This window comes from Burkholderia sp. BCC0097 (assembly GCF_902832985.1).
Taxonomy (GTDB): Bacteria; Pseudomonadota; Gammaproteobacteria; order Burkholderiales; family Burkholderiaceae; genus Burkholderia; species Burkholderia orbicola.
In genome coordinates, this window is the sequence record NZ_CADFDM010000010.1 from 188,426 (window position 1) to 208,702 (window position 20,277).

Below are 20,277 nucleotides of genomic sequence, written 5' to 3' on the forward strand. Positions count from 1 at the left end.
TGGATGACTCAGATGGCCGCCGCGCTGGCGGGCGGCGTGGTCGTCGCGGTGGCGGCGGCGATCGTGTTTCGTGCGATGCGCCAACGGCTCGTCGCGACGCTGGCGCGCGAGGCCGACGCGTTGCGCGACGCGCTCGACGCAGCCGCCGCACGCGCGGATGACGCGGCGTCCGCGCATGCGGAAGCGGCCGACGCATGGGCGCAACGCGAGGCGCAGCTCGAGGAGGCGCTGACGCGCGAGACCTCCGCGAACGGCGCGCAGCGCGACGCGTTGCAGGCGCGGTCGGCCGACCGCGCGGCGCTCGCGCAGCACGCGATGAAGATCGCCGACGAAGCCGCGCGCCTGCGCGGGCTGGCCGGCACGTTCGAGCGCTGGCACGAGCAGATGATCTCGCTGACCACGCAGAACCAGGACATGCGCGCGAAGAACCAGGAACTGTCGGCGATCGTCGCGCACGTGTCGATCGTGTCGCTGAACGCGTCGATCGAGGCGGCGCGCGCGGGCAATGCCGGGCGTGGTTTCTCGATCGTCGCGAGCGAGGTGCGCGGGCTGGCCGCGCGCTCGCAGGAACTGTCGAACAGCTATCGCGACAGTCTGAACCGCAACGATCTCGTGACGGCCGCGACGTTCCAGGACATCCAGGCCGGCGGCAAGATGATCACGGCCGCGCTCGCGACCGTCGAGACGCTGGCCGGGCAACTGCATGCGCAGATCGAAGGAGCGGCCGCGTGATCAGCGCACAGGCGAAGGCCGGTTTCGAGCGGATCTTTTTCGATGCCGCGCGCACGCGGCTCGCCGCCGGCGGCGCGTGCGACATCCGGCCGGCCGCCGGTCACGAACACAACGCGCCCGATCGGGGGCACGCGAAGTCACGATCGAAGCCGAAGGTGCCCGAGCATGTCGTGGCGCTGACGATCTCGGCGCTGCATTTCCGCCTGCTGCTCGCGCTGCGCTTCAGCGACGACGACGCGACACGCCGCCAATTCGCCGGCACGACGGCGGGCACGAGCAGTCAGCGGCCGCTGACCGACGCGTTCATGGAAGTCGCGAACCTGTGTTGCGGCGCGATCAACCAGGCATTGACCACGCCGTTTCCCGATCTCGGGATGTCGACGCCTTACCTGCTGAGCGGCGCGAGCATCGACTACATGCATGCGCTCGCACCCGATTACGTGGCCGCGTACGACCTGACGCTCGACGGCGGCGTGCGGGTCGGCGCGACGCTGTGCGTGTGCGCGAACGCGCCGGTCGATTTCCATGTGCCGGAAACGGCCACGATGGAATCCGGCGGCGAGCTCGAACTGTTCTGACCGACCATCAGGAATCCATCAGATGACCGAAGACCAACCCGTCAGCAAGGTGCTCGTACTCGACGACAGCCGCGTGCACGCCGATGCGATCAAGCGTTTCTGCGACGCGCACAACCTGGTCGGCCTGACCGTGCGGCGCAGCCGGCTGCTGAAGGTGCTGCGTTCGAACATCGATCTCGGCGCGATTCTGCTGGCCGAGGATTACGGCGGCTCGCCGGCCGAAAGCGCGATCATCGCGACGCAGATCGACGCGCTGCGCCCGGAACTGCCGATCATCCTGCGCCGCGAATCGCTGGCGTCGCGCGACGGGCTGCCCGATGCGCTCGCGCGGGTGGCATGCGCGGCCTACGTCGCCGACGACATGACGCCGCTCGAGCGCGCGATCGACGAATACCTGTTCGGCCGCGACTACCCGAACGCGCTGGTGCGCGGCATCTCGGAGATCACCGAGGCGCGTATCGACAGCCTGTTCCCGGGCATGGCGATCGAGCACGACACGCCGTGCATCGTGCGCGACCAGATCATCTTCGGCGAGGTGTTCAGCCTGATCGCGCTCGAAAGCGCATGGTGCCGCGGCTACATGCTGCTGCAGACGAGCGAGCAGCCGCTGCTCGACATGCTCGGCGGCACGCGCGACGGCGGCCGCGCGCCGGATTTCCGCGACGTAAACAGCGTGCTCGGCGAGCTGACCAACCTCGTGTGGGGCGCGTTCAAGAACCGCTATCTCGGCGACGCCGAGGCGCTGGCGCGCCATCCGGTGCAGGTGCCGCTCGTCGTCAATCACAAGCAGAAGTTCATCTCGTTCGGCGGCGACTGTCCGCAGCTCTGTTTCAAGTACCGGATGACCGATCCGGCATCGGGGCGTTCGGTCCGTCTCGACCAGCGTTTCGTGTTCAGCCTCAGCTGGTCGCCGGAGGATTTCCGCGAATCGGTGCAGGACGTGGGGCCGATGGTCGAATCGGGTGAACTCGAACTGTTTTGAACGTTGAAGTCGGCAACGACGAAAGGGGAATACGACATGGCAAAGATTCTGGTGGTCGACGATTCGGGCACGGTGCGCGACGAGGTCGCAGGCTTCCTGCGCAATCACGGGCTCGACGTCGCGACGGCCGTCGACGGCAAGGACGGGCTCGCGAAGCTCAAGGCGACGCCCGGCGTGCGTCTCGTGATCAGCGACGTGAACATGCCGAACATGGACGGCCTGACGATGGTCGAGAAGATTCGCGGCGAACTGGCGAACACGGCCGTCAACGTCGTGATGCTGACGACCGAAAGCAGCCCGGCGATGAAGGAGCGCGGCAAGGCCGCCGGCGTGAAGGGCTGGATCGTGAAGCCGTTCAAGGGCGACGCGGTGCTCGACGCGCTGAAGAAGCTCGCGGGCTGACGCACGCGGCCGGCGAGCCGCTTGCGGACGCGATTTACAGCGTACCGGGATGTCCGTATCCTGCCGGATGCCGAGGGCGGCGTGCGGCGCATCATGCGCCGCACGCCCGGCATTGACGAACATCAGGAGCGGAACGAAGCAGATGGCATCCGAAATCGGGCGATCCGCGGCGCAGCACATCGAGTGGCGGATCGCGAAGGGCGTCGTTTTTACCATCGTGGGCACGTGCATGCTGATCGGCGTCGCGCTGCATGCGCAGTCGACGCGTGAGTTCCTGCGAACGTCGGTCGTCGTGCCGGGGCGCGTCGTCAAGCTGAACGCGGGTCCGCATCATCCGGAGATCGCGTTCACGACGCTCGCGGGTGAGCAGGTCGAATATGCGCAGGGCGGCGCCGTCAGCGTCGAGGACGGCGCGACGGTGGAGGTGCGCTATGCGCCGGACGCGCCAAGGATGACCGCGCGGATGAACGCATTCGGCGCGATCTGGGGCGATGTGCTGGCGTTCGGCGTGATGGGCGCGGTCTTTTTCGTCGGCGGGGTCGGTCAGTTGCGGTCGGGCGTTCGCATGTGGCGCAGCGGGCGCAAGCGGACCTGACCGCTCGCTGCGCGCTGAAACTTGTCGCACCCGGCAAGTAGAACATCACGGCACTCACATGGCACGGCGGGCCGATCCGGTCGTCACGCACACGATTGCATGTGCGGCGTCGCAATATGTTGCCTCGTTACTTCACAGGACATTCCAGCATGACAATTCGCTTGATGCCGTGGCTCATCGCGATCGGCGCCGCATTCGCGGGCTTCCCCGCGCACGCGGCCGGTACCGCGCATTCGCTCGACCAAGTGCCCGGGAAGCTCGGTTCGCCCGAAGCCCGCGCCGCGTACGCGCGGGACATGAGCGGCGCGGAAGCGGACGGTTTCGGCGTGCACCTGCCGCCCGGCTTCACGAAGGAGGGGCTGGCGGCGCAGCTTGCCCCGGGCCAGCCGCTTGCGCGTGTCGTGCTGGCCGGCGCGAAACCGTGGCCGCAACGCCCCGGTGCGTTCGTCGCGATCGTGTGCGTGGCACCGACCGACGAGATTGCGCGCGAGGTGCTGCGATTCCGTGCACCCACCGATTGTGAAGGCTTCGAGAGCCGCGCCGACGCCGATGACCGGAAGGAATTCGTCTGGCTGGGCGTGTTCGAGCGCGGTCCGGACGGCGCGCCGCGCCTCATCGCGCGGACCGAACAGCCGCTCGAACAGGGAATCGACTGGAGCGACACGAATCTCGACAGTCCCGACTACATCGAGCAGACGAAGCAGTCGCGTGATGTCGCGTTACGGCCCGAGCGGTGGTCGCGGTTCGATCTCGCGCCGTATACGCTGCGGGCGGGCGATGCCGCGTTCGGGGTACGGGCGGGCTGGTCGATCGGCTATGCGGGCGGTGGTGCGTCGTTCGAGGCGCTGTACCTGTTCCGGATCGACGGCAAGACGCTGCGCGTCGTGTTCGCGCAGCCGATGATGTTCTACCGGGATATTGCCGGCGATTGGCATCGTAACGGCACGCGCGATCACGACATCACGGAAGGCAGCAATGCGCTGAGCGTGCTGTCGACGTCGACGGACGGCTTCCACGACTTGCAGTTGCGAGAGCGCGGCGGCAAATGGCGCCGGACGTTTCGCTGGTCTGCTGCCGATGGCGAATACCAGCCGCGCTGACGCACCGGCCCGTTAGCGGCCCGCCGCCGCCGTCGCGAATTCGTCGACGACGGCTTCGATCACCGCCTGCACGCGCGCGGTCTTGTAGAGATCGGCATGCGCGACGAGCCACACGTCGAAATGATTGCACCGCTGCGGCATGAGCCGTACCAGATCCGGCTCGGTGTCGGCGCGGAAGCACGGCAGCTCCGCAATGCCGAGCCCCGCCAGCGCGGCTTCCACCAGCATCATCGTCGACGAGGTCTGGAACATCACGCGGCCGCGTGATGTCGGTTCGCCGCACAGCGCGTCCCACATCGTCGGCACCACCGGCTGCTGATACATCACCAGATCGTGCCCGTCGAACGCACTGCCCGCGACCGGTTCGCCCCGTTCGGCCAGATAGCGGCGCGACGCGTAAATGCCGGTTTCGAGATGCCCGAGCCGCCTCACGATCAGGTCCGGCGATTCCGGCCGCAACGTGCGGATCGCGAGGTCCGCTTCGCGGCGCGTGAGATTGGTGATTTGCGCCGACGTCACGCACACGACGTCGATGCCGGCATGCCTGCGCCGCACGTTGGCGATCGCGGGCACGACGAAACGCTTGCCGAGCGTGTCGGTCGTGGCGATGCGCACGGACCCGGCCAGTTGCTCGTCGAGCCCCATCACGCGGCGTTCGATCGTCAGCGATGCGCGTTCCATCGTTTCGGCCGGTTCGAGCAACGCTTCGCCGGCGGTCGTCAGCACATAGAGGGACGGCGTGCGCAGAAACAGCCGGGCAGACAGTTCGTCCTCGAGCGCGGCGATCCGCCGTCCGACCGTCGCCTGGTCGACGTTCAGCTGCGCCGCGGCGCCGCGCAGCGTGCCGGTGCGCGCCAGCGCGAGGAAGAAGCGGGCGTTGTCCCAGTTCATGCGGATCGATTGTGTCATCGGGCAAGCGGCGACGGGCGCGAAAGGGTGATGCAAATCTGCATCAGGCAAATGCGAAATTATCACTTTTCCGCATCTCCCGCTCGCTCCTAGACTCCCGGCATCTGCCTGGAGGTGTCATGTCCGATTGCCGTTCCGTTTCCGTCCCCGTTTCCGCCGTTCCGCTGGCCGCGCCGAGCCGCGCGACGGCGCGCGAGCAGCGCCTGACGCTGGCGCTCGTCGCGATCGGCATGTTCATGGCGGTGCTCGATTCGACGATCGTCAACGTGGCGCTGCCGGCAATGCGCTCGAGCCTCGGCGCGACGGTCGCGGAACTCGCGTGGATCGTCGACGCGTATACGCTCAGCTTCGCCGCGCTGATCCTCGCGGGCGGCGCGCTGTCCGACCGGTTCGGCGCGAAGCGCGTGTATCTCGCCGGGCTGGCGCTGTTCGTCGGTGCATCGGCGGCGTGCGGCGTCGCGTCGTCGGTGGCGCTCCTCGTGGCCGCGCGTTTCGCGCAGGGCATGGGCGCCGCGCTGTTCTTGCCGGCGTCGCTCGCGATCGTGCGCAGCACCTTCGACGTGCCGGCCGAGCGGGCGCGGGCGATCGCGGTGTGGGCCGGCATCGCGTCGGTCGCGGTCGCCGTGGGGCCGGTGCTGGGCGGCATCCTCGTCGACGATTTCGGCTGGCGCAGCGCGTTCCTGATCAACGTGCCGACCGGTGCCGTCGCCTTTGCCGGCGCGGCGGCGCTGGTTCGGGCAGCGGCCGCGCGGGAGGTGCGCCAGTTCGACTGGGCCGGCCAGTGCGTCGGTGCGACGGCGCTCGGCGCGCTGTGTTTCGCGGTGATCGAGTTGCCCACCCGCGGCGCCGGCGCCACGGAGGTCCGCTGCGCGCTGCTGATCGCCGTGCTCGCGGCCGTCGTGCTGGTCGCCGTCGAGCGGCGTGCCCGCCATCCGATGGTGCCGCTCGCGTGGTTTCGCAATCGCGTGTTCGTCGCGATGAACCTGATGGGCAGCCTCGTCTATGTCGGCTACTTCGGGTTGTTGTTCGTGCTGAGCCTGTACCTGCACGGGCGCTTCGGCATGAGCGCGCGGCAGATCGGGATGACGTTGTTGCCGTTCGCGCTGAGCCTGTCGCTCGGCAACCTGCTGTCGGGAAAACTGCATGGCCGGGTTCGCCCCGTCAGGCTGATGGCGAACGGCCTCGCGATGGCGGCGCTGGCCGTTCCGGCGATCGCGCTGGCGCTCGTGCTGCGTGCGCCGTGGCCGGTGGTCTGGACGGCCATGGTCGCATTCGGCACCGGGACCGCGCTGTCGGTGGCGCCGATGATCGCGACGGTGCTCGAACAGGTGCCTGCCGACGCGGCAGGTGTGGCATCCGGGTTCCTCAACGCGGCGCGTCAGGCCGGCAGCCTGCTCGGCGTGGCCGTCGCAGGCGCCGCGACGATCCTGTTGCCGGAGCTGACCGATGCGCTGTGGGCGGTCGCGGCGCTCGGGGGTGTCGCCTACGCGATTGCCGCGCTCGCTGCGAGGGCGGCAGGCCGGGCGGAAGCCGCGCAACGGGGGCGTTGACGCTCGCGCGGCATCGCGCGTCGCGCGGTGGCCGGCAGGCCGCTACGCACGCGCATGCGGCGGCGCGGCTGGACGCCGTGCGGAATGTAGAGGACCATTTCGTGACGATGCAGCGAACGGACGGACATGATCGTCGCCCGTTCGCGCGGCCTCCGATCCTGCCGAACCCCGTCGAGCGGAACACCATGGAACCCATTCACGAGACTGCCGAGCCGATCCTGCTGCGCGACGCGCACGACGGCGTCGTCACGCTGCGCCTGAATCGCCCGCGGCAGTTCAACGCGTTGTCCGAAGCGATGCTCGCGGCCCTGCACGATGCGTTCGACACGCTGGCTGCCGATCCGCACGTGCGCTGCGTCGTGCTGGCCGCCGAAGGCAAGGCGTTTTGCGCCGGCCACGACTTGCGGCAGATGCGCGGCAAGCCCGAACTCGACTACTACCGCACGCTGTTCGCGCAGTGCAGCCGCGTGATGCTCGCAATGCGCGCGTTGCCGGTGCCGGTGATCGCGCGCGTGCACGGCATCGCGACGGCGGCCGGCTGCCAGCTCGTCGCCGCGTGCGACCTCGCGATGGCGGCCGATACCGCGCGCTTCGCGGTATCGGGCATCAACGTCGGGCTGTTCTGCTCGACGCCCGCCGTCGCGTTGAGCCGCAACGTCGCGGCCAAGCGCGCGTTCGACATGCTGATGACCGGGCGCTTCGTCGATGCGGCGACGGCCGCCGCGTGGGGGCTCGTCAACGAAGCCGTGCCCGAGGACGCGCTCGATGCGGCCGTCGCGCGCAAGGTCGCGGAGATCGTCGCGAAGAGCCCGGCCGCGGTGCGTTATGGCAAGCAGATGTTCTATCGTCAGCACGAGTTGCCGCTCGACGAAGCCTATGCGTATGCGGGCGACGTGATGGCGCGCAACATGATGGAAGAGGATGCGGGCGAAGGGATCGACGCGTTCCTCGAGAAGCGCAAGCCGACGTGGCGTTCGTGATGCGTTGACGAAGGCGGGCGGGGAGTGCGTCGTCTCTCGTCGTTGTGTGCAACGCGCAACGACGTACCGCGTCGTCGCTGATGCGCGTCGGCGGGCCGCCATACACAAACGCAGACGGGCCGCCCAAGGCAGCCCGCAAGTAAGTCGCACCGCATGCGCGGCGGCGCGGTTGCGCACCGCCGCACAGCAGCAGCGACGCCGGTCAGCGCCCGTAGCTGCCCGTCCGCGGCGCCGGCTGCACGCTCGCCGCACCGGGCGGCACGATCACGACCGGCACGCGGCGCGCGAGCGCGCACATCAGCTCGTAGCCGATCGTGCCGCTGGCTTGCGCGACATCGTCCACCTTCACCTGGTCGCCCCACAGCTCGACGCGTGAGCCGATGCCCGCGTCCGGGCACGGCGTCAGGTCGACGGTCAGCATGTCCATCGACACGCGGCCGACGACGCGCGTCATCACGCCGTCCACCGCGATCGGCGTGCCGGTCGGCGCGTGGCGCGGATAGCCGTCCGCGTAACCGCATGCGACCACGCCGATCCGCATCGGCCGGTCGGCCGTGAAGCGGCGGCCGTAACCGACCGTTTCGTCGGGCGCGAGCGTCTGCACGCCGATGATCTTGCTGGTCAGCGTCATCGCGGCCGTCAGCGGCGTGTCGGCGATATCCCGCGCCGCGCCGGTCGGCGACGCGCCGTACAGGATCGTGCCGGGCCGCACCCAGTCGCGGTGCGCGCGCGGATGCCACAGCACGGCCGCCGAATTCGACACCGAGCGCTCGCCCGGAATCCCGGCCGTGGTCGCGTCGAACTGGTCGAGTTGCCAGTCGACCTCGCCTTCGTCGGCGTTCGCGAAATGCATCATCAGCGTGATCTTGCCGATCGACGGCGCACTCGCCGCGCGTTCCCACGCGGCGCGGAACGCGGCCGGCCGGTAGCCGAGCCGGTTCATGCCGGAATTCATCTTGAGCTGGATATCGATCGGCTGCCGCGGCTTCGCGGCGATCAGCAGGTCGAGCTGTTCGTCGCAGTGCACGGCGACCGTCAGCCGGTGGCGATCGGCCAGCTCGACGTCGGCCGGCTCGAAGACGCCTTCGAGCAGCAGCACGGGCTTGTCCCAGCCGAGTTCGCGCACGCGCACGGCTTCGTCGAGATCGAGCAGCGCGATGCCGTCGGCGGCCGCGAGGCCGGGGTAGATCCGTTCGATGCCGTGGCCGTACGCGTTGGCCTTGACCACGGCCCACACGCGCGATTGCGCGGAGGTGCGGCGGATGAAGTCGAGGTTGTGGCGGACGGCGTCGGGGCGGATATGGGCGACGATGGGACGGGGCATGGCAAGGGCTCGGGTCGGATGTCGTTCGGCGCGCGGCGGCGCGGAGTGAAACGGCCGGCTGACGCGATGGCGCGTCAAGCCAGTGTCGAGCGCTATCTTATTGGTGTTCGACCAGTTTTAATTAACGTATTTGTCGACGATTTGGTGGAAATTTTGGTGTCGTCGCGGCCCGGGCGCCTTCCCCGGCAGCCTGCGCGGCCCGAGTCTCTCATCTAGAAAACCGGTGCGCGAACGGCACGGCGCAATGCTAAGCTCTCGGCGATCTTGTCATTGATCAATGTAATCATAACGGAGGAGACTTTGATGACGACGTCCCAGCTGTGCCTGTTCATCGTGGCGCTGTTGCCGTTCCCGATGACGTTTCTCGCCAAGGCCCGCAAGGGTTACGACAACTGCGCGCCGCGCGATTACCTGGCGAAGCTCGAAGGCTGGCGGGCCCGAGCCCAGGCTGCCCATCAGAATGCGTGGGAAGCGCTCGCGCTGTTCACCGCCGCGCTGGTGGTGGCGTGGCACAACGGCGCGAACGTGCATCGCGTCGACCAGCTCGCGATGGCGTTCGTCGCGATCCGCATCGTCTATGCGCTGATGTACCTGCTGAACTGGGCGTCGCTGCGTTCGCTCGTGTGGTTCGGCGGCATGGCGTGCATCGTCGCGCTGTTCTTCGCCACGCCGTAAGCGGGCCGCCGGCCACCCGAGGGCGGCATCGCATGCCGGCTCTCGTCAGGCGCCGCCCGCGCCCCGTGCGTGACTGTCATTGGATGCGGGCGCAACCTTCTTCGAGACGAACGGCGGCGCGTCCGCTTCGCTGCGCAGGAACGCGATCAACGGATCGAGCAGCCGGTGCCGCGTCGACGGATGGCGGCGCAACACGAAGCGCCATGACGCATCGCGCGAAAGGCCCGGCACCAGCGGCACCAGACGCCCGCTGCGCAGTTCGGGCTCGATCAGCGGCACGCGGCCGAGCGCGATGCCCGCGCCGCCGACGGCCGCGCCGATCACCTGGCTGAAACTGCTGTAACGGACGATCTTCGTGTCGAAGTCGTCCGGCAAGCCGAAGTGCACCGCCCAGTTGCGCCAGTCGATCTCGGGGCTGTCCTCGTGCATCTCCTGCAGCAGCCGCGAGCGGCAGACGTACCCCGATGCGTACGGAAACAGCTCGGGGCTGCAGACCGGAAACACGGTTTCCCGCATCAGCACGTCGTCGTCGGCGCGCAGCCGGTGCGCGGGGACGTGCACGATCGCGAGGTCGACGCCGCTGCGCGCGAAATCCGGCTCGTCGTCGAGCACGACCGCATGCAGCGGGGTATCGGGATGCAGCGACGAGAATTCCGCCAGCCGGCGCGCGAGCCACATCGACGAAAACGGCGCGTTGGCGGATACGGTGAGCCGTTGCGCGGTGCCGCGAATCTCGGCGCACGCGTCGGTGAGACGCGACAGCGCATCGCTGACGGCCGGCAGCAGGCGCGTACCGGCCGGCGTGAGGCTGATGCCGCCGAGCCCCGTGCTGCGTTCGAGCAGCCTTGCCCCCAGCGATTCCTCGAGCGAGCGGATCTGGTGGCTGACCGCGCTGGTCGACACGTTCAGCTCGACCGCCGCGCGCGCGAACCCGCCGAGGCGGACGGCCGCCTCGAAAGCACGCAGTGCGCTGAGGGGAGGAAGGTGCGACATGCGGGGTATTGTAGTTGACTCAACACCCGTTGAAAAATCATCTTTTGCCGCGCGCGGACGGCGCGGGTAGCCTCGATCCGGTCAAGAAAAACGCAACGAAACACCGACTGGAGGCTTCATGTATTTCGACCGACGACTATGGGCAATGATGGCGGGATTGCGCTGGCGGGTGGCGGCGGCCGTCGCGCTCGGGCTGCTCGCGATGGGTGTCGGCATCCTCCGCTTCGTATTCCTCGGCCGCGTGCTGGCGCTGGTTTTTTCCGGGGCGCCGGCGCGCAGCATCGGCGAAGCCGTCGTTGCAACGGCGGCCTGCGTGCTGCTGCGTGCATGGCTCGATCATCGCCGCACGGTGCTCGCGCAGCACACGGCCGGCCGCGTGCAGGCCACGCTGCGCGCGCGGCTGTTCGACCGGATCGCCGCGCTCGGCCCCGCATGGTTCAGCGGCGAACGCACGGGCGGCGTGATGCTGGCCGTCGTCGACGGCGTCGAGCAGCTGCAGACCTTCTTCGGCGTCTACCTGCCGCAGCTCGTGATCGCCGCGTGCGCGCCGCTGATGATCTTCGCGGTGCTCGCGTGGTGGGACGTGCCGACGGCCGCGGTCCTGCTGGTCGCGGCGCTCGTCACGCTCGCGCTGCCGCAGCTCGTGCATCGTGCGGACAAGCGCGCGGCGCTCGCCCGTTCGGCCGCGTTCAAGGCGTTCGGCGAGGAGTTTCTCGACGCGGTGCAGGGCCTGCCGACGCTGAAGGCGTTCGGGCAGAGCACCGCGTTCGGCGCGAAGCTGGCCGCGAAGGCGCGGGCGCTGTCGGACAGCACGTTCTGGGTACTCGCGCTCGGGCTGCTGACGCGGCTCTTCACGGATCTGGGCACCGGCCTCGGCGCGGCCGCGGCGATCGCGGTGGGCGCGTGGCGCGTGCGGCACGGCGACATGAGCCTCGAAGCGCTGCTGATCGTGCTGATGGCCGGCAGCGAGATCTTCCGGCCGCTGCGCGACCTGCGCGCGGTGCTGCATCAGGGGATGATCGGCCAGTCGGCGGCGAATGCGATCCATGCGCTGCTCGACGCGGGCAGCCATGCCCCTTCCGTCGACGCGCCGCGCGTACCAGGCCTGCGGCCGGAGATCGCGTTCGATCGCGTCAGCTTCGCGTACCCGGGGCGCCGCGCGGATGCCCATGCGGCGTTGAGCTTCACGGTGCGCGAGGGTGAGACGGTCGCGATCGTCGGGCCGAGCGGGGCCGGCAAGTCGACCATCGTGCGCCTGCTGCTGCGCCAGCACGACGCGCAGGGCGGCGCGGTCCGGATCGGCGGCCACGACGTGCGCACGCTCGATGCCGACCAGGTGCGCGAGATGATCGCGGTCGTCGCGCAGGATGCGACGCTGTTCGACGGCAGCGTCGCCGACAACCTGCGGCTCGGCCGCCCGGACGCGAGCGACGCGGACATGATCGCCGCCGCGCGCGCCGCCAATGCGCACGACTTCATTTCGGCGCTGCCCGACGGCTACGCGACGCGTATTGGCGAACGCGGACTCATGCTGTCGGGCGGCCAGCGCCAGCGCATCGCGATCGCCCGCGCGCTGCTGCGCGATGCGCCGATCCTGTTGCTCGACGAGGCGCTGTCGTCGGTCGATGCGGAAAACGAAGCGCTGATCCAGCAGGCGCTCGACCGGCTCACGCGCGGGCGTACGACGCTCGTGCTCGCGCACCGGTTGTCCAGCGTGATCGGCGCCGATCGCATCCTGGTGCTCGACCAGGGGCAGGTGGTCGACGAAGGGACGCATGCGGCACTGATCGCGCGCGACGGCCCGTATCGCCGGCTGATGGGGCCGCAACTGGAAGCGGTCGCCGAATCCGTCGGCGCGACCGAGGCGGCGGGCACGACCGCCCGCGCGTCATCGGGCCCGCAGGTGCGGCCGCTGAACGACGACGCGGCGACGATCGGCTGGCCGGAAACGTTGCAGACGCTGCTGCGCTTCGTGCGTCCGTGGAAGGGCAAGGTGGCGCTGACCGTGCTGTTCGGGATCGGCCGCGTGCTCGCGTTCATCGGCGTCGGCGTGCTCGGCGCGCGGGTGGTCGGCGCGGTGCCTAGCGGCCAGGTCGGCACCGGGTTGATTGCCGCGCTGCTCGTGATCGCGCCGGTCGCGGCCGTGCTGCACTGGCTCGAATCGTGGCTCGCGCACGACATGGCGTACCGGCTGCTCGCGGAAATGCGCATCGCGCTGTTCGCGACGCTCGAACGGCTCGCGCCGGCCGGGCTGCTGCGTCGCCGTTCCGGCGATCTCGTGTCGCTCGCGACGCAGGACGTCGAGACCGTCGAATATTTCTATGCGCATACGCTGGCGCCCGCGTTCGTCGCGGTGCTCGTGCCGGCCGGCGTGCTGGTGCTGCTCGCGTCGGTCGCATGGCCGCTCGCGCTCGTGCTGCTGCCGTTCCTGCTGTGGGCCGGGCTCGCGCCCGTGCTGGCCCGGCGCGACGTCGACCGGCTCGGCACCGGCGCGCGCGACGCGCTCGGCCAACTCGGCGCGCACCTGACCGAAACGATCCAGGGCCTCGCGGAACTGACCGCGTTCCAGGCGATCGCGCGCCGGCGCGCGGCATTCGTGGCCGAAGTCGACGCGTATCGCCGGCAGCGCGCGAAGCTGCTCGACGATCTGTCGACGCAAAGCGCCGCGCTGGAAGTCGCGAGCGGGCTCGGCGGGCTGGCGGTCGCGGCGCTCGGCGCGTGGTTGTGCGCACGCGGCGGGTTCCCGCGCGAGTCGTTGCCGCTGCTGGTGCTGGTCGCGGTGGCCGCGTTCATGCCGGTGGCCGAAATCGGCCAGGTCGCGCGCCAGCTTGCCGACACGATCGCGTCGACGCGCCGCTTGCGCGCGCTGGAGAAGGAACCGGTGACGGTGACCGACGGCGCGCATGCGATGCCCGGCAATCCGGCGGTGCGGTTCGAGGCGGCGTCGTTCATGTATCCGGGGCGCAGCGTGCCCGCGATCGACCGCGTGAGCTTCGAGGTGCCGCCCGGCAGCACGGTCGCGCTGGTCGGCGCGTCGGGCGCCGGCAAGTCGACGGTCGCGAGCCTGCTGCTGCGTTTCTGGGACCCGCAGCAGGGCCGCGTGACGCTCGGCGGCGTCGATCTGCGCGATCTGCGGCTCGACGACCTGCGGCAGCACATCGCGCTCGTCGCGCAGGATACCTACCTGTTCAACGACACGCTCGAGGCGAACATCCGGCTCGCCGCGAACGACGCGTCGGATGCGGACGTACAGCGCGCGATCGACCACGCGGCGCTCGGCGATTTCGTCGCGCGACTGCCGGACGGGCTCGCGACGCGCGTCGGCGAGCGCGGCGTGCAGTTGTCGGGCGGCCAGCGCCAGCGTGTGGCGATCGCGCGCGCGTTCCTGAAGGATGCGCCGGTGCTGATCCTCGACGAGGCGACGTCGCATCTGGACACGATCAGCGAGCAGCAGATCCGCGCGGCGCTGGAGGACCTGATGACGCAGCGCACGTCGATCATCATCGCGCACCGCCTGTCGACCGTGCGCAATGCCGACCTGATCCTCGTGATGGAGCAGGGCGCCGTGATCGAGGCCGGGCGCCACGCGGAACTGATCGCGCGGCAGGGCGCGTATGCGCGGCTGGTGTCGCATCAGGCGAGCGGTGTCGCGGCGTGAGCGGCGCGGGGTCGATGCGCCGTCGTTCGGCGATGCCGCGCGAATCCCGCAATCTGCGTTGAGCCGCGCCGGCGGTTGCCGGCCTGGCGCCCACGGTCGTCCCGACAACGCGCCTGGTTGAATCGCCGGCCGTCCGCGCAGGCCGGCGTGCGGGTCGCGGCTTGCGCGGTCGCCATCCTGCCGCACGCGTTGCACTGGGCGGCCGTCGTGCCGGCCCGCACCAACCGCTGCGATCCTCCCTTCGACCCTCTGCCTTAAGCCCGCCTGCGCGGCATGCCCCCGTGCATTTCGCCCGCCATCCGCCGCTTTCCTCCGATCTATCCGCGCCGCGTGCCCCGGGTTTGCCTCGATGCATTTATTTGTTGCGGACTTTTTTGTTGTCGTAGTATCGCCATTGACAACACTTGTTGCACTAAGGTCTAATTCAACATCGCATGTTGCGGTGCGGCTTGATGTCGTCGTTCCCCGGCCAGCCGGCCGGTTACATCGCTCAACCATGCGGAGAAATGCCATGAGTCGCCGTTCCTTCCTGAAAGCCGTCGCGGTTGCTGCCGCGCTCGGCGCCAGCCTCGCGCACGCGGACACCAAGACGCTCGTCGTCGGGACCGATACGTCGTTCATGCCGTTCGAGTTCAAGCAGGGCGACAAGTACGTCGGCTTCGATCTCGACCTGTGGGCCGAGATCGCGAAGGACCAGGGCTGGAAATACACGATCCAGCCGATGGATTTCGCGGGCCTGATCCCGGCGCTGCAGACGCAGAACATCGACGTCGCGCTGTCGGGGATGACGATCAAGGAAGAGCGCAAGAAGGCGATCGACTTCTCCGCGCCGTACTACGACAGCGGCCTCGCCGCGATGGTGCAGGCCGACAACACGTCGATCAAGTCGATCGACGACCTGAACGGCAAGGTGATCGCCGCGAAGACGGGCACCGCGACGATCGACTGGATCAAGGCGCACCTGAAGCCGAAGGAGGTCCGTCAGTTCCCGAACATCGACCAGGCCTATCTCGCGCTGGAAGCCGGCCGTGTCGACGCCGCGATGCACGACACGCCGAACGTGCTGTTCTTCGTGAACAACGAAGGCAAGGGCAAGGTGAAGGTCGCGGGCCAGCCGGTCAGCGGCGACAAGTACGGGATCGGCTTCCCGAAGGGCAGCCCGCTCGTGCCGAAGGTCAATGCGTCGCTCGTGAAGATCAAGGCCGACGGCCGCTACGCGCAGATCTACAAGAAGTGGTTCGGCGCCGAGCCGCCGAAGATGTGAGCGTGACCACGCGTCATGGCGCGGCCGGGTGGCCGCGCCGGTCTTGAATCGAACGGGGAGCGACAAGTGAATTTCGATTGGTCGGCGATCTGGGCGGCGTTGCCGGACCTGATGGACGGGGTCCGGTTGACGGTGTTCATCGCATTAGTGGGGCTGGTGGGCGGTTTCATCGTCGGGATGATCGCGGGGATGTTCCGCGCATACGGACCGAAGGTGATGAACGTGCTCGCACAGATCTATATTGAGTTGATCCGCGGCACGCCGATCGTCGTGCAGGTGATGTTCCTGTATTTCGCGCTGCCGCTGCTCGCGCATATCCGCATCGACGGCCTGACGGCCGCGATCATCGCGATCACGGTGAATTCCGGCGCGTATCTTGCGGAAGTGGTGCGCGGCGCGTTGCTGTCGATCCCGAAGGGGCTGACGGAAGCGGGGCTCGCGATGGGCCTGTCGATGCCGCGCGTGCTGCTGAAGATCGTCGGGCCGCTGGCGTTCCGGCGGCTGATTCCGCCGCTCGGCAACCAGTGCATCGTGAGCCTGAAGGACACGTCGCTGTTCATCGTGATCGGCGTGGGCGAACTGACGCGCAAGGGGCAGGAAATCATCGCCGGCAATTTCCAGGCGGTCGAGATCTGGAGTGCGGTGGCCGTCATCTATCTGATACTGACCGGCGCGATGACGCTGACCCTGCGGATCGTCGAGAAGAGGATGCGTATCCTATGAGCATGATCGAATTCCAGAACGTGTCGAAGAGCTTCGGCCACGTGCCGGTGCTGAAGAACATCGACCTGAGGATCGACGCGGGCGAGGTGGTCGTCGTGGTCGGCCCGTCGGGCTCGGGCAAGTCGACGATGCTGCGCTGTATCAACGCGCTCGAGAAGATCACCGGCGGCGAGCTGCTGGTCGACGGCCAGAGCGTGCGCGGCAACGCGACGACGATCCGCAACATCCGGCTCGAAGCCGGCATGGTGTTCCAGCAGTTCAACCTGTTCCCGCAAATGACCGCGCTCGAGAACGTGATGTTCGGGCCGATGCAGGTGCGCGGCGCGTCGCGCGCCGACGCGCGCGACCAGGCGATGGCGCTGCTCGACAAGGTCGGCCTCGAATCGCGCGCGAATCATTACCCGTCGGAGCTGTCGGGCGGCCAGCAGCAGCGCGTCGCGATCGCGCGTGCGCTTGCGATCCGGCCGCGGCTGATGCTGTTCGACGAGCCGACCTCGGCACTCGATCCGGAATTGCGCCACGAAGTGCTGAAAGTGATGCAGGATCTCGCGACCGAAGGGATGACGATGATCGTCGTCACGCACGAGATCGGCTTCGCGAAGCGGGTCGGCACGCGGCTGCTGTTCATGGATCAGGGCGGCATTGCCGAGGACGGCCATCCGGTCGACCTGATCGACCGGCCGCCGACGCCGCGCCTGAAGGAATTCCTGAAACACGTGTCCTGAACGGAACCGAACCCTCCGACATGCCGCTTTCCCTTTCTCCCGTCATCGCCGGCGCGCCGTTCGACATCGGCGTGCGTCTCGGCGAGCTTGCGCGCCCGGTATTCGACGCGTACATGCAGCAGAGCAGCGCATGGCAGGCCGTGCGCCGCTGGCGCGGTCATCCGTTCGTCGCGGTGCTGCGGCAGGCCGCGCTTGCCGCGTATCCCGATCTCGTCGCGGAACTCGACGGCATCGCGGCGGGCATCGGCTGGCCGGCCGAGGACATCTTCCTGTGGAATTGCCGCGGCGAGCTGATCCACAACGCGCCGGACGGCTGCACGACGCTCGCCGCGCACGATGCGAACGGCACGCGCTGGATCGCGCACAACGAGGACGGCGATCCGTACCTGCGCGAGCGCTGCCTGCTCGTCGACGTGCAGCCGGCGGGCAAGCCCGGCTTCATCAGTTTCTACTACCCTGGATCGCTGCCGGGCCATACCTTTGCCGCGAACCGCGCGGGCATCGCGCAGGCGATCAACAACCTGCGAATCCGCACGCCGGCGCCGGGCGTGCCGCGCATGATCCTCGCGCGCGCCGTGCTCGATGCGACGTCGCTCGACGCAGCCGCCGACGTGCTGCGATCGCATGCGCGCGCGAGCGGTTTTCATCACACGCTCGGGGCGACCGGCGATGCGCGCTTGCTGAGCATCGAGGCGAGCGTCGCGCGCTGCTCGATCGTCGACGTCGCGCGACTGGCCGGCCATGCGAACCATCTCGTGCATGCCGGCTGCGACGCGGAAGCGCAGATCGTCACGCAGTCGTCGGCCGACCGCCAGCGCCGCGTCGATGCGCTGACGCCCGGCATCGACACGATCGACGCCGCCGCGCTGCTGAGCGTGCTCGGCGATCGCGCGCCGGAAGGACTGCCGATTTATCGCGACGATCCGGCCGATCCCGACGACGAGAACACGCTGGCGACCGCGGTGTTCGAGATTCATGACACCGCGATCGACTTCACCGTCCATCAACACGGCACGCAGCGCTTCGCGACGCGCATCGTGCCGTCCGCGCACGCGCCCAGCGCATCCTGATCCATGAGGCCACGCATGACGACCGTTTTCCATCGCGCCCCGCGCGCCACCTTGCCCGTTGCCGTCGCAGGCGACGGCATCGAGATCATCGATTCGACCGGCAAACGCTATATCGACGCGTGCGGCGGGGCGGCCGTATCGTGTCTCGGCCACAGCAACCAGCGCGTGATCGACGCGATCAAGCGACAGGCGCAGCAATTGCCTTACGCGCATACGTCGTTCTTCACGACGGAAGTGGCCGAAGAACTGGCCGACCGGCTCGTCGACGGCGCGCCGGCCGGGCTCGACCACGTGTATTTCGTGTCGGGCGGCTCGGAGGCGATCGAAGCCGCGTTGAAGCTCGCGCGCCAGTATTTCGTCGAGAAGGGCGAGCCGCAGCGCCGCCATTTCATCGCCCGGCGCCAGAGTTATCACGGCAACACGCTCGGCGCGCTCGCGATCGGCGGCAACGCCTGGCGGCGCGAACCGTTCCTGCCGTTGCTGATCGAAGCGCACCACGTGAGCCCGTGCTATGCGTACCGCGACCAGCAGGCGGGCGAAACCGACGAAGCGTACGCGCAGCGTCTGGCCGACGAGCTTGAGCGGAAGATCGTCGAACTCGGTGCGGAAAACGTCGCGGCGTTCGTCGCGGAAACGGTGGTGGGCGCGACGGCCGGCGCGGTGCCTCCGGTGCGCACGTACCTGAAGAAGATTCGCGCGGTGTGCGACAAGTACGGCGTGCTGCTGATCCTCGACGAGATCATGTCGGGGATGGGGCGAACGGGCTATCTGTATGCATGCGACGAAGACGACGTCGCGCCCGATCTGCTGACGATCGCGAAAGGGCTTGGCGCGGGTTACCAGCCGATCGGTGCGACGCTGGTGAGCGACCGTATCTATCGCACGATCGTCGACGGCTCGGGCTTTTTCCAGCACGGTCACACCTACCTCGGCCACGCGACGGCCTGCGCGGCCGCGCTCGAAGTGCAGCGCGTGATCGCCGAAGACAAGCTGCTCGACAACGTGAAGGCGCGCGGCGAGCAACTGCGTGCGTCGTTGCGCGAGCATTACGGCACGCATCCGCATGTCGGCGACGTGCGCGGCCGCGGGCTGTTCGTCGGCGTCGAACTCGTGCGCGATCGCGACACCAAGGCGGCGTTCGACCCCGCGTTGAAGCTGCATGCGGCGGTCAAGCGCGAAGCGATGCAGCGGGGGTTGATGGTGTATCCGATGGGTGGCACGATCGACGGCGTGCACGGCGACCACATCCTCGTTGCGCCGCCGTTCGTGTGCACCGCGCAGCAGATCGACACGATCGTCGAGCGGCTGACCAGCGCGATCGGCGCGGCGCTCGCGTTGGCCGGCGCGTGAACCCCGATCTCACCGAATCCTCACCATGACAGACAGACTGCCTCCCTTCGATCCCGCATCAGCCACCGACGAACAGAAGGCCGTGCTCGCCGATATCCTCAGCGGCCCGCGCGGCAACCTGAACGGGCCGTTCCTCGGCTGGATCGCGAGCCCCGAACTGGCGCAGCACGCGCAGAAGCTCGGCGCATTCTGCCGCTATCGCACGGGGCTGCCGCTGCGCCTGTCGGAGCTCGCGATTCTCGTGACGGCCGCGCGCTGGCGCTCGCAGGCCGAGTGGCACATCCATTATCCGATCGCGCTCGAGGCCGGCGTGCCGGCCGCGACGGCCGATGCGATCCGGCTGGGCGTCGCGCCCGCATTCGAATCGGACGACGATGCGCTGATCCATGCGTTCGCCACCGAGCTGTACGACACGCGCCGCGTGAGCGATGCGACGTTCGCGCGGGCGCAGGCGCGCTTCCGCCACGAGACCGTGGTGAATCTCGTCGCGCTGCTCGGCTATTACGCGCTCGTGGCGATGACGCTCAACACGTTCGGCATGCGCGCGGAAGGACAAACTGATTTGCCGTTTCCGGAATAATCGCTGCCGGCGCGTGCGTCGGTAGCCTGTCGCGCATGCATGAAGATTGCCCGAAAAGCCCGTATATACGGGCTTTTCGGCGTTTTG

19 protein-coding genes are annotated in these 20,277 nt (G+C 68.6%); 16 read left to right on the top strand and 3 right to left on the bottom strand.

The window, feature by feature from the left end:
• Positions 1–3 precede the first annotated feature (3 nt).
• The 6 genes from HWX07_RS29865 (at position 4) to HWX07_RS29890 (ending at position 4,389) form a co-directional block, all read left to right on the top strand.
• Entirely contained in the window at positions 4–732 is a 729-nt protein-coding gene (locus tag HWX07_RS29865) for a methyl-accepting chemotaxis protein (RefSeq protein WP_175878723.1), read from the top strand.
• Positions 729–1,310 carry a hypothetical protein gene (locus tag HWX07_RS29870; RefSeq protein ID WP_175878724.1) on the top strand — a complete coding sequence of 194 codons (582 nt, stop codon included), beginning with the start codon at positions 729–731 and terminating at the stop codon, positions 1,308–1,310. Before HWX07_RS29865 ends, HWX07_RS29870 begins: the two co-directional genes overlap by 4 nt.
• Positions 1,311–1,332: 22 nt before the next feature.
• Positions 1,333–2,292: a chemotaxis protein CheX gene (locus tag HWX07_RS29875; RefSeq protein WP_175878725.1), complete on the top strand. Its 960-nt coding sequence runs from the start codon at positions 1,333–1,335 to the stop codon at positions 2,290–2,292.
• A 36-nt stretch (positions 2,293–2,328) separates the two neighbouring features.
• Positions 2,329–2,694 carry a response regulator gene (locus HWX07_RS29880; protein ID WP_006486240.1) on the top strand — a complete coding sequence of 122 codons (366 nt, stop codon included), beginning with the start codon at positions 2,329–2,331 and terminating at the stop codon, positions 2,692–2,694.
• Between the two features lie 142 nt (positions 2,695–2,836).
• Positions 2,837–3,289 (top strand): DUF3592 domain-containing protein, encoded by a 453-nt coding sequence (locus HWX07_RS29885; protein ID WP_175878726.1) that lies wholly within the window; start codon positions 2,837–2,839, stop codon positions 3,287–3,289.
• Positions 3,290–3,438: 149 nt separating this feature from the next.
• Positions 3,439–4,389 (top strand): hypothetical protein, encoded by a 951-nt coding sequence (locus tag HWX07_RS29890; RefSeq protein WP_175878727.1) that lies wholly within the window; start codon positions 3,439–3,441, stop codon positions 4,387–4,389.
• Between the two features lie 12 nt (positions 4,390–4,401).
• Here the strand turns inward: HWX07_RS29890 and HWX07_RS29895 are convergent, their stop codons facing one another.
• On the bottom strand, positions 4,402–5,280 hold the full coding sequence (locus tag HWX07_RS29895) for a LysR family transcriptional regulator (protein WP_175878800.1): 879 nt from the start codon (positions 5,278–5,280) through the stop codon (positions 4,402–4,404).
• Between the two features lie 137 nt (positions 5,281–5,417).
• Between HWX07_RS29895 and HWX07_RS29900 the strand changes: the two genes are divergently transcribed.
• Positions 5,418–6,848 (top strand): MFS transporter, encoded by a 1,431-nt coding sequence (locus HWX07_RS29900; protein WP_175878728.1) that lies wholly within the window; start codon positions 5,418–5,420, stop codon positions 6,846–6,848.
• A gap of 185 nt (positions 6,849–7,033) precedes the next feature.
• The gene (locus HWX07_RS29905; protein WP_175878729.1) at positions 7,034–7,828 is read left to right on the top strand and encodes an enoyl-CoA hydratase; all 795 of its coding nucleotides are present in this window, start codon (positions 7,034–7,036) and stop codon (positions 7,826–7,828) included.
• A gap of 202 nt (positions 7,829–8,030) precedes the next feature.
• Here HWX07_RS29905 and alr read toward each other — a convergent pair whose 3' ends face one another.
• Positions 8,031–9,152, bottom strand: a complete 1,122-nt coding sequence (gene alr / locus HWX07_RS29910; RefSeq protein ID WP_175878730.1) for an alanine racemase — start codon at positions 9,150–9,152, stop codon at positions 8,031–8,033.
• A gap of 303 nt (positions 9,153–9,455) precedes the next feature.
• Between alr and HWX07_RS29915 the strand changes: the two genes are divergently transcribed.
• Complete coding sequence (locus HWX07_RS29915; RefSeq protein WP_011547985.1) at positions 9,456–9,827, top strand: MAPEG family protein; 372 nt, start codon at positions 9,456–9,458, stop codon at positions 9,825–9,827.
• 45 nt (positions 9,828–9,872) lie between these two features.
• Here the strand turns inward: HWX07_RS29915 and HWX07_RS29920 are convergent, their stop codons facing one another.
• Positions 9,873–10,820: a LysR family transcriptional regulator gene (locus HWX07_RS29920; RefSeq protein ID WP_027805305.1), complete on the bottom strand. Its 948-nt coding sequence runs from the start codon at positions 10,818–10,820 to the stop codon at positions 9,873–9,875.
• Positions 10,821–10,938: 118 nt separating this feature from the next.
• Between HWX07_RS29920 and HWX07_RS29925 the strand changes: the two genes are divergently transcribed.
• From HWX07_RS29925 to HWX07_RS29955, 7 genes are all read left to right on the top strand, one after another.
• Positions 10,939–14,478 (top strand): ABC transporter ATP-binding protein, encoded by a 3,540-nt coding sequence (locus tag HWX07_RS29925; protein WP_175878731.1) that lies wholly within the window; start codon positions 10,939–10,941, stop codon positions 14,476–14,478.
• Between the two features lie 511 nt (positions 14,479–14,989).
• Entirely contained in the window at positions 14,990–15,742 is a 753-nt protein-coding gene (gene glnH / locus HWX07_RS29930) for a glutamine ABC transporter substrate-binding protein GlnH (RefSeq protein ID WP_175878732.1), read from the top strand.
• A 15-nt stretch (positions 15,743–15,757) separates the two neighbouring features.
• A complete protein-coding gene (glnP, locus tag HWX07_RS29935; protein ID WP_175878733.1) occupies positions 15,758–16,465 on the top strand; it encodes a glutamine ABC transporter permease GlnP in 708 nt (235 codons plus the stop codon).
• On the top strand, positions 16,462–17,190 hold the full coding sequence (gene glnQ, locus HWX07_RS29940; RefSeq protein WP_069230959.1) for a glutamine ABC transporter ATP-binding protein GlnQ: 729 nt from the start codon (positions 16,462–16,464) through the stop codon (positions 17,188–17,190). The genes glnP and glnQ overlap by 4 nt, the downstream gene beginning before the upstream one ends.
• A 20-nt stretch (positions 17,191–17,210) precedes the next feature.
• Positions 17,211–18,260, top strand: a complete 1,050-nt coding sequence (locus tag HWX07_RS29945; RefSeq protein WP_175878734.1) for a C45 family peptidase — start codon at positions 17,211–17,213, stop codon at positions 18,258–18,260.
• A gap of 15 nt (positions 18,261–18,275) precedes the next feature.
• The gene (locus HWX07_RS29950) at positions 18,276–19,610 is read left to right on the top strand and encodes an aspartate aminotransferase family protein (protein WP_175878735.1); all 1,335 of its coding nucleotides are present in this window, start codon (positions 18,276–18,278) and stop codon (positions 19,608–19,610) included.
• A 25-nt stretch (positions 19,611–19,635) separates the two neighbouring features.
• Positions 19,636–20,190 (top strand): carboxymuconolactone decarboxylase family protein, encoded by a 555-nt coding sequence (locus HWX07_RS29955; protein WP_175878736.1) that lies wholly within the window; start codon positions 19,636–19,638, stop codon positions 20,188–20,190.
• The last annotated feature ends 87 nt before the right edge of the window (positions 20,191–20,277 follow it).

Bases quoted from the DNA above. Each gene is read 5' to 3' on its own strand.
- glnP (WP_175878733.1), top strand. From the start codon at position 15,758: ATGGCGCGGCCGGGTGGCCGCGCCGGTCTTGAATCGAACGGGGAGCGA.
- HWX07_RS29915 (WP_011547985.1), top strand. From the start codon at position 9,456: ATGACGACGTCCCAGCTGTGCCTGTTCATCGTGGCGCTGTTGCCGTTC.
- HWX07_RS29950 (WP_175878735.1), top strand. From the start codon at position 18,276: ATGACGACCGTTTTCCATCGCGCCCCGCGCGCCACCTTGCCCGTTGCC.
- HWX07_RS29900 (WP_175878728.1), top strand. From the start codon at position 5,418: ATGTCCGATTGCCGTTCCGTTTCCGTCCCCGTTTCCGCCGTTCCGCTG.
- HWX07_RS29925 (WP_175878731.1), top strand. From the start codon at position 10,939: ATGTATTTCGACCGACGACTATGGGCAATGATGGCGGGATTGCGCTGG.
- HWX07_RS29945 (WP_175878734.1), top strand. From the start codon at position 17,211: ATGCCGCTTTCCCTTTCTCCCGTCATCGCCGGCGCGCCGTTCGACATC.
- HWX07_RS29880 (WP_006486240.1), top strand. From the start codon at position 2,329: ATGGCAAAGATTCTGGTGGTCGACGATTCGGGCACGGTGCGCGACGAG.
- glnQ (WP_069230959.1), top strand. From the start codon at position 16,462: ATGAGCATGATCGAATTCCAGAACGTGTCGAAGAGCTTCGGCCACGTG.
- HWX07_RS29920 (WP_027805305.1), bottom strand. From the start codon at position 10,820: ATGTCGCACCTTCCTCCCCTCAGCGCACTGCGTGCTTTCGAGGCGGCC.
- HWX07_RS29875 (WP_175878725.1), top strand. From the start codon at position 1,333: ATGACCGAAGACCAACCCGTCAGCAAGGTGCTCGTACTCGACGACAGC.
- HWX07_RS29890 (WP_175878727.1), top strand. From the start codon at position 3,439: ATGACAATTCGCTTGATGCCGTGGCTCATCGCGATCGGCGCCGCATTC.
- HWX07_RS29955 (WP_175878736.1), top strand. From the start codon at position 19,636: ATGACAGACAGACTGCCTCCCTTCGATCCCGCATCAGCCACCGACGAA.
- HWX07_RS29885 (WP_175878726.1), top strand. From the start codon at position 2,837: ATGGCATCCGAAATCGGGCGATCCGCGGCGCAGCACATCGAGTGGCGG.
- HWX07_RS29865 (WP_175878723.1), top strand. From the start codon at position 4: ATGACTCAGATGGCCGCCGCGCTGGCGGGCGGCGTGGTCGTCGCGGTG.
- alr (WP_175878730.1), bottom strand. From the start codon at position 9,152: ATGCCCCGTCCCATCGTCGCCCATATCCGCCCCGACGCCGTCCGCCAC.
- HWX07_RS29905 (WP_175878729.1), top strand. From the start codon at position 7,034: ATGGAACCCATTCACGAGACTGCCGAGCCGATCCTGCTGCGCGACGCG.
- HWX07_RS29895 (WP_175878800.1), bottom strand. From the start codon at position 5,280: ATGAACTGGGACAACGCCCGCTTCTTCCTCGCGCTGGCGCGCACCGGC.
- glnH (WP_175878732.1), top strand. From the start codon at position 14,990: ATGAGTCGCCGTTCCTTCCTGAAAGCCGTCGCGGTTGCTGCCGCGCTC.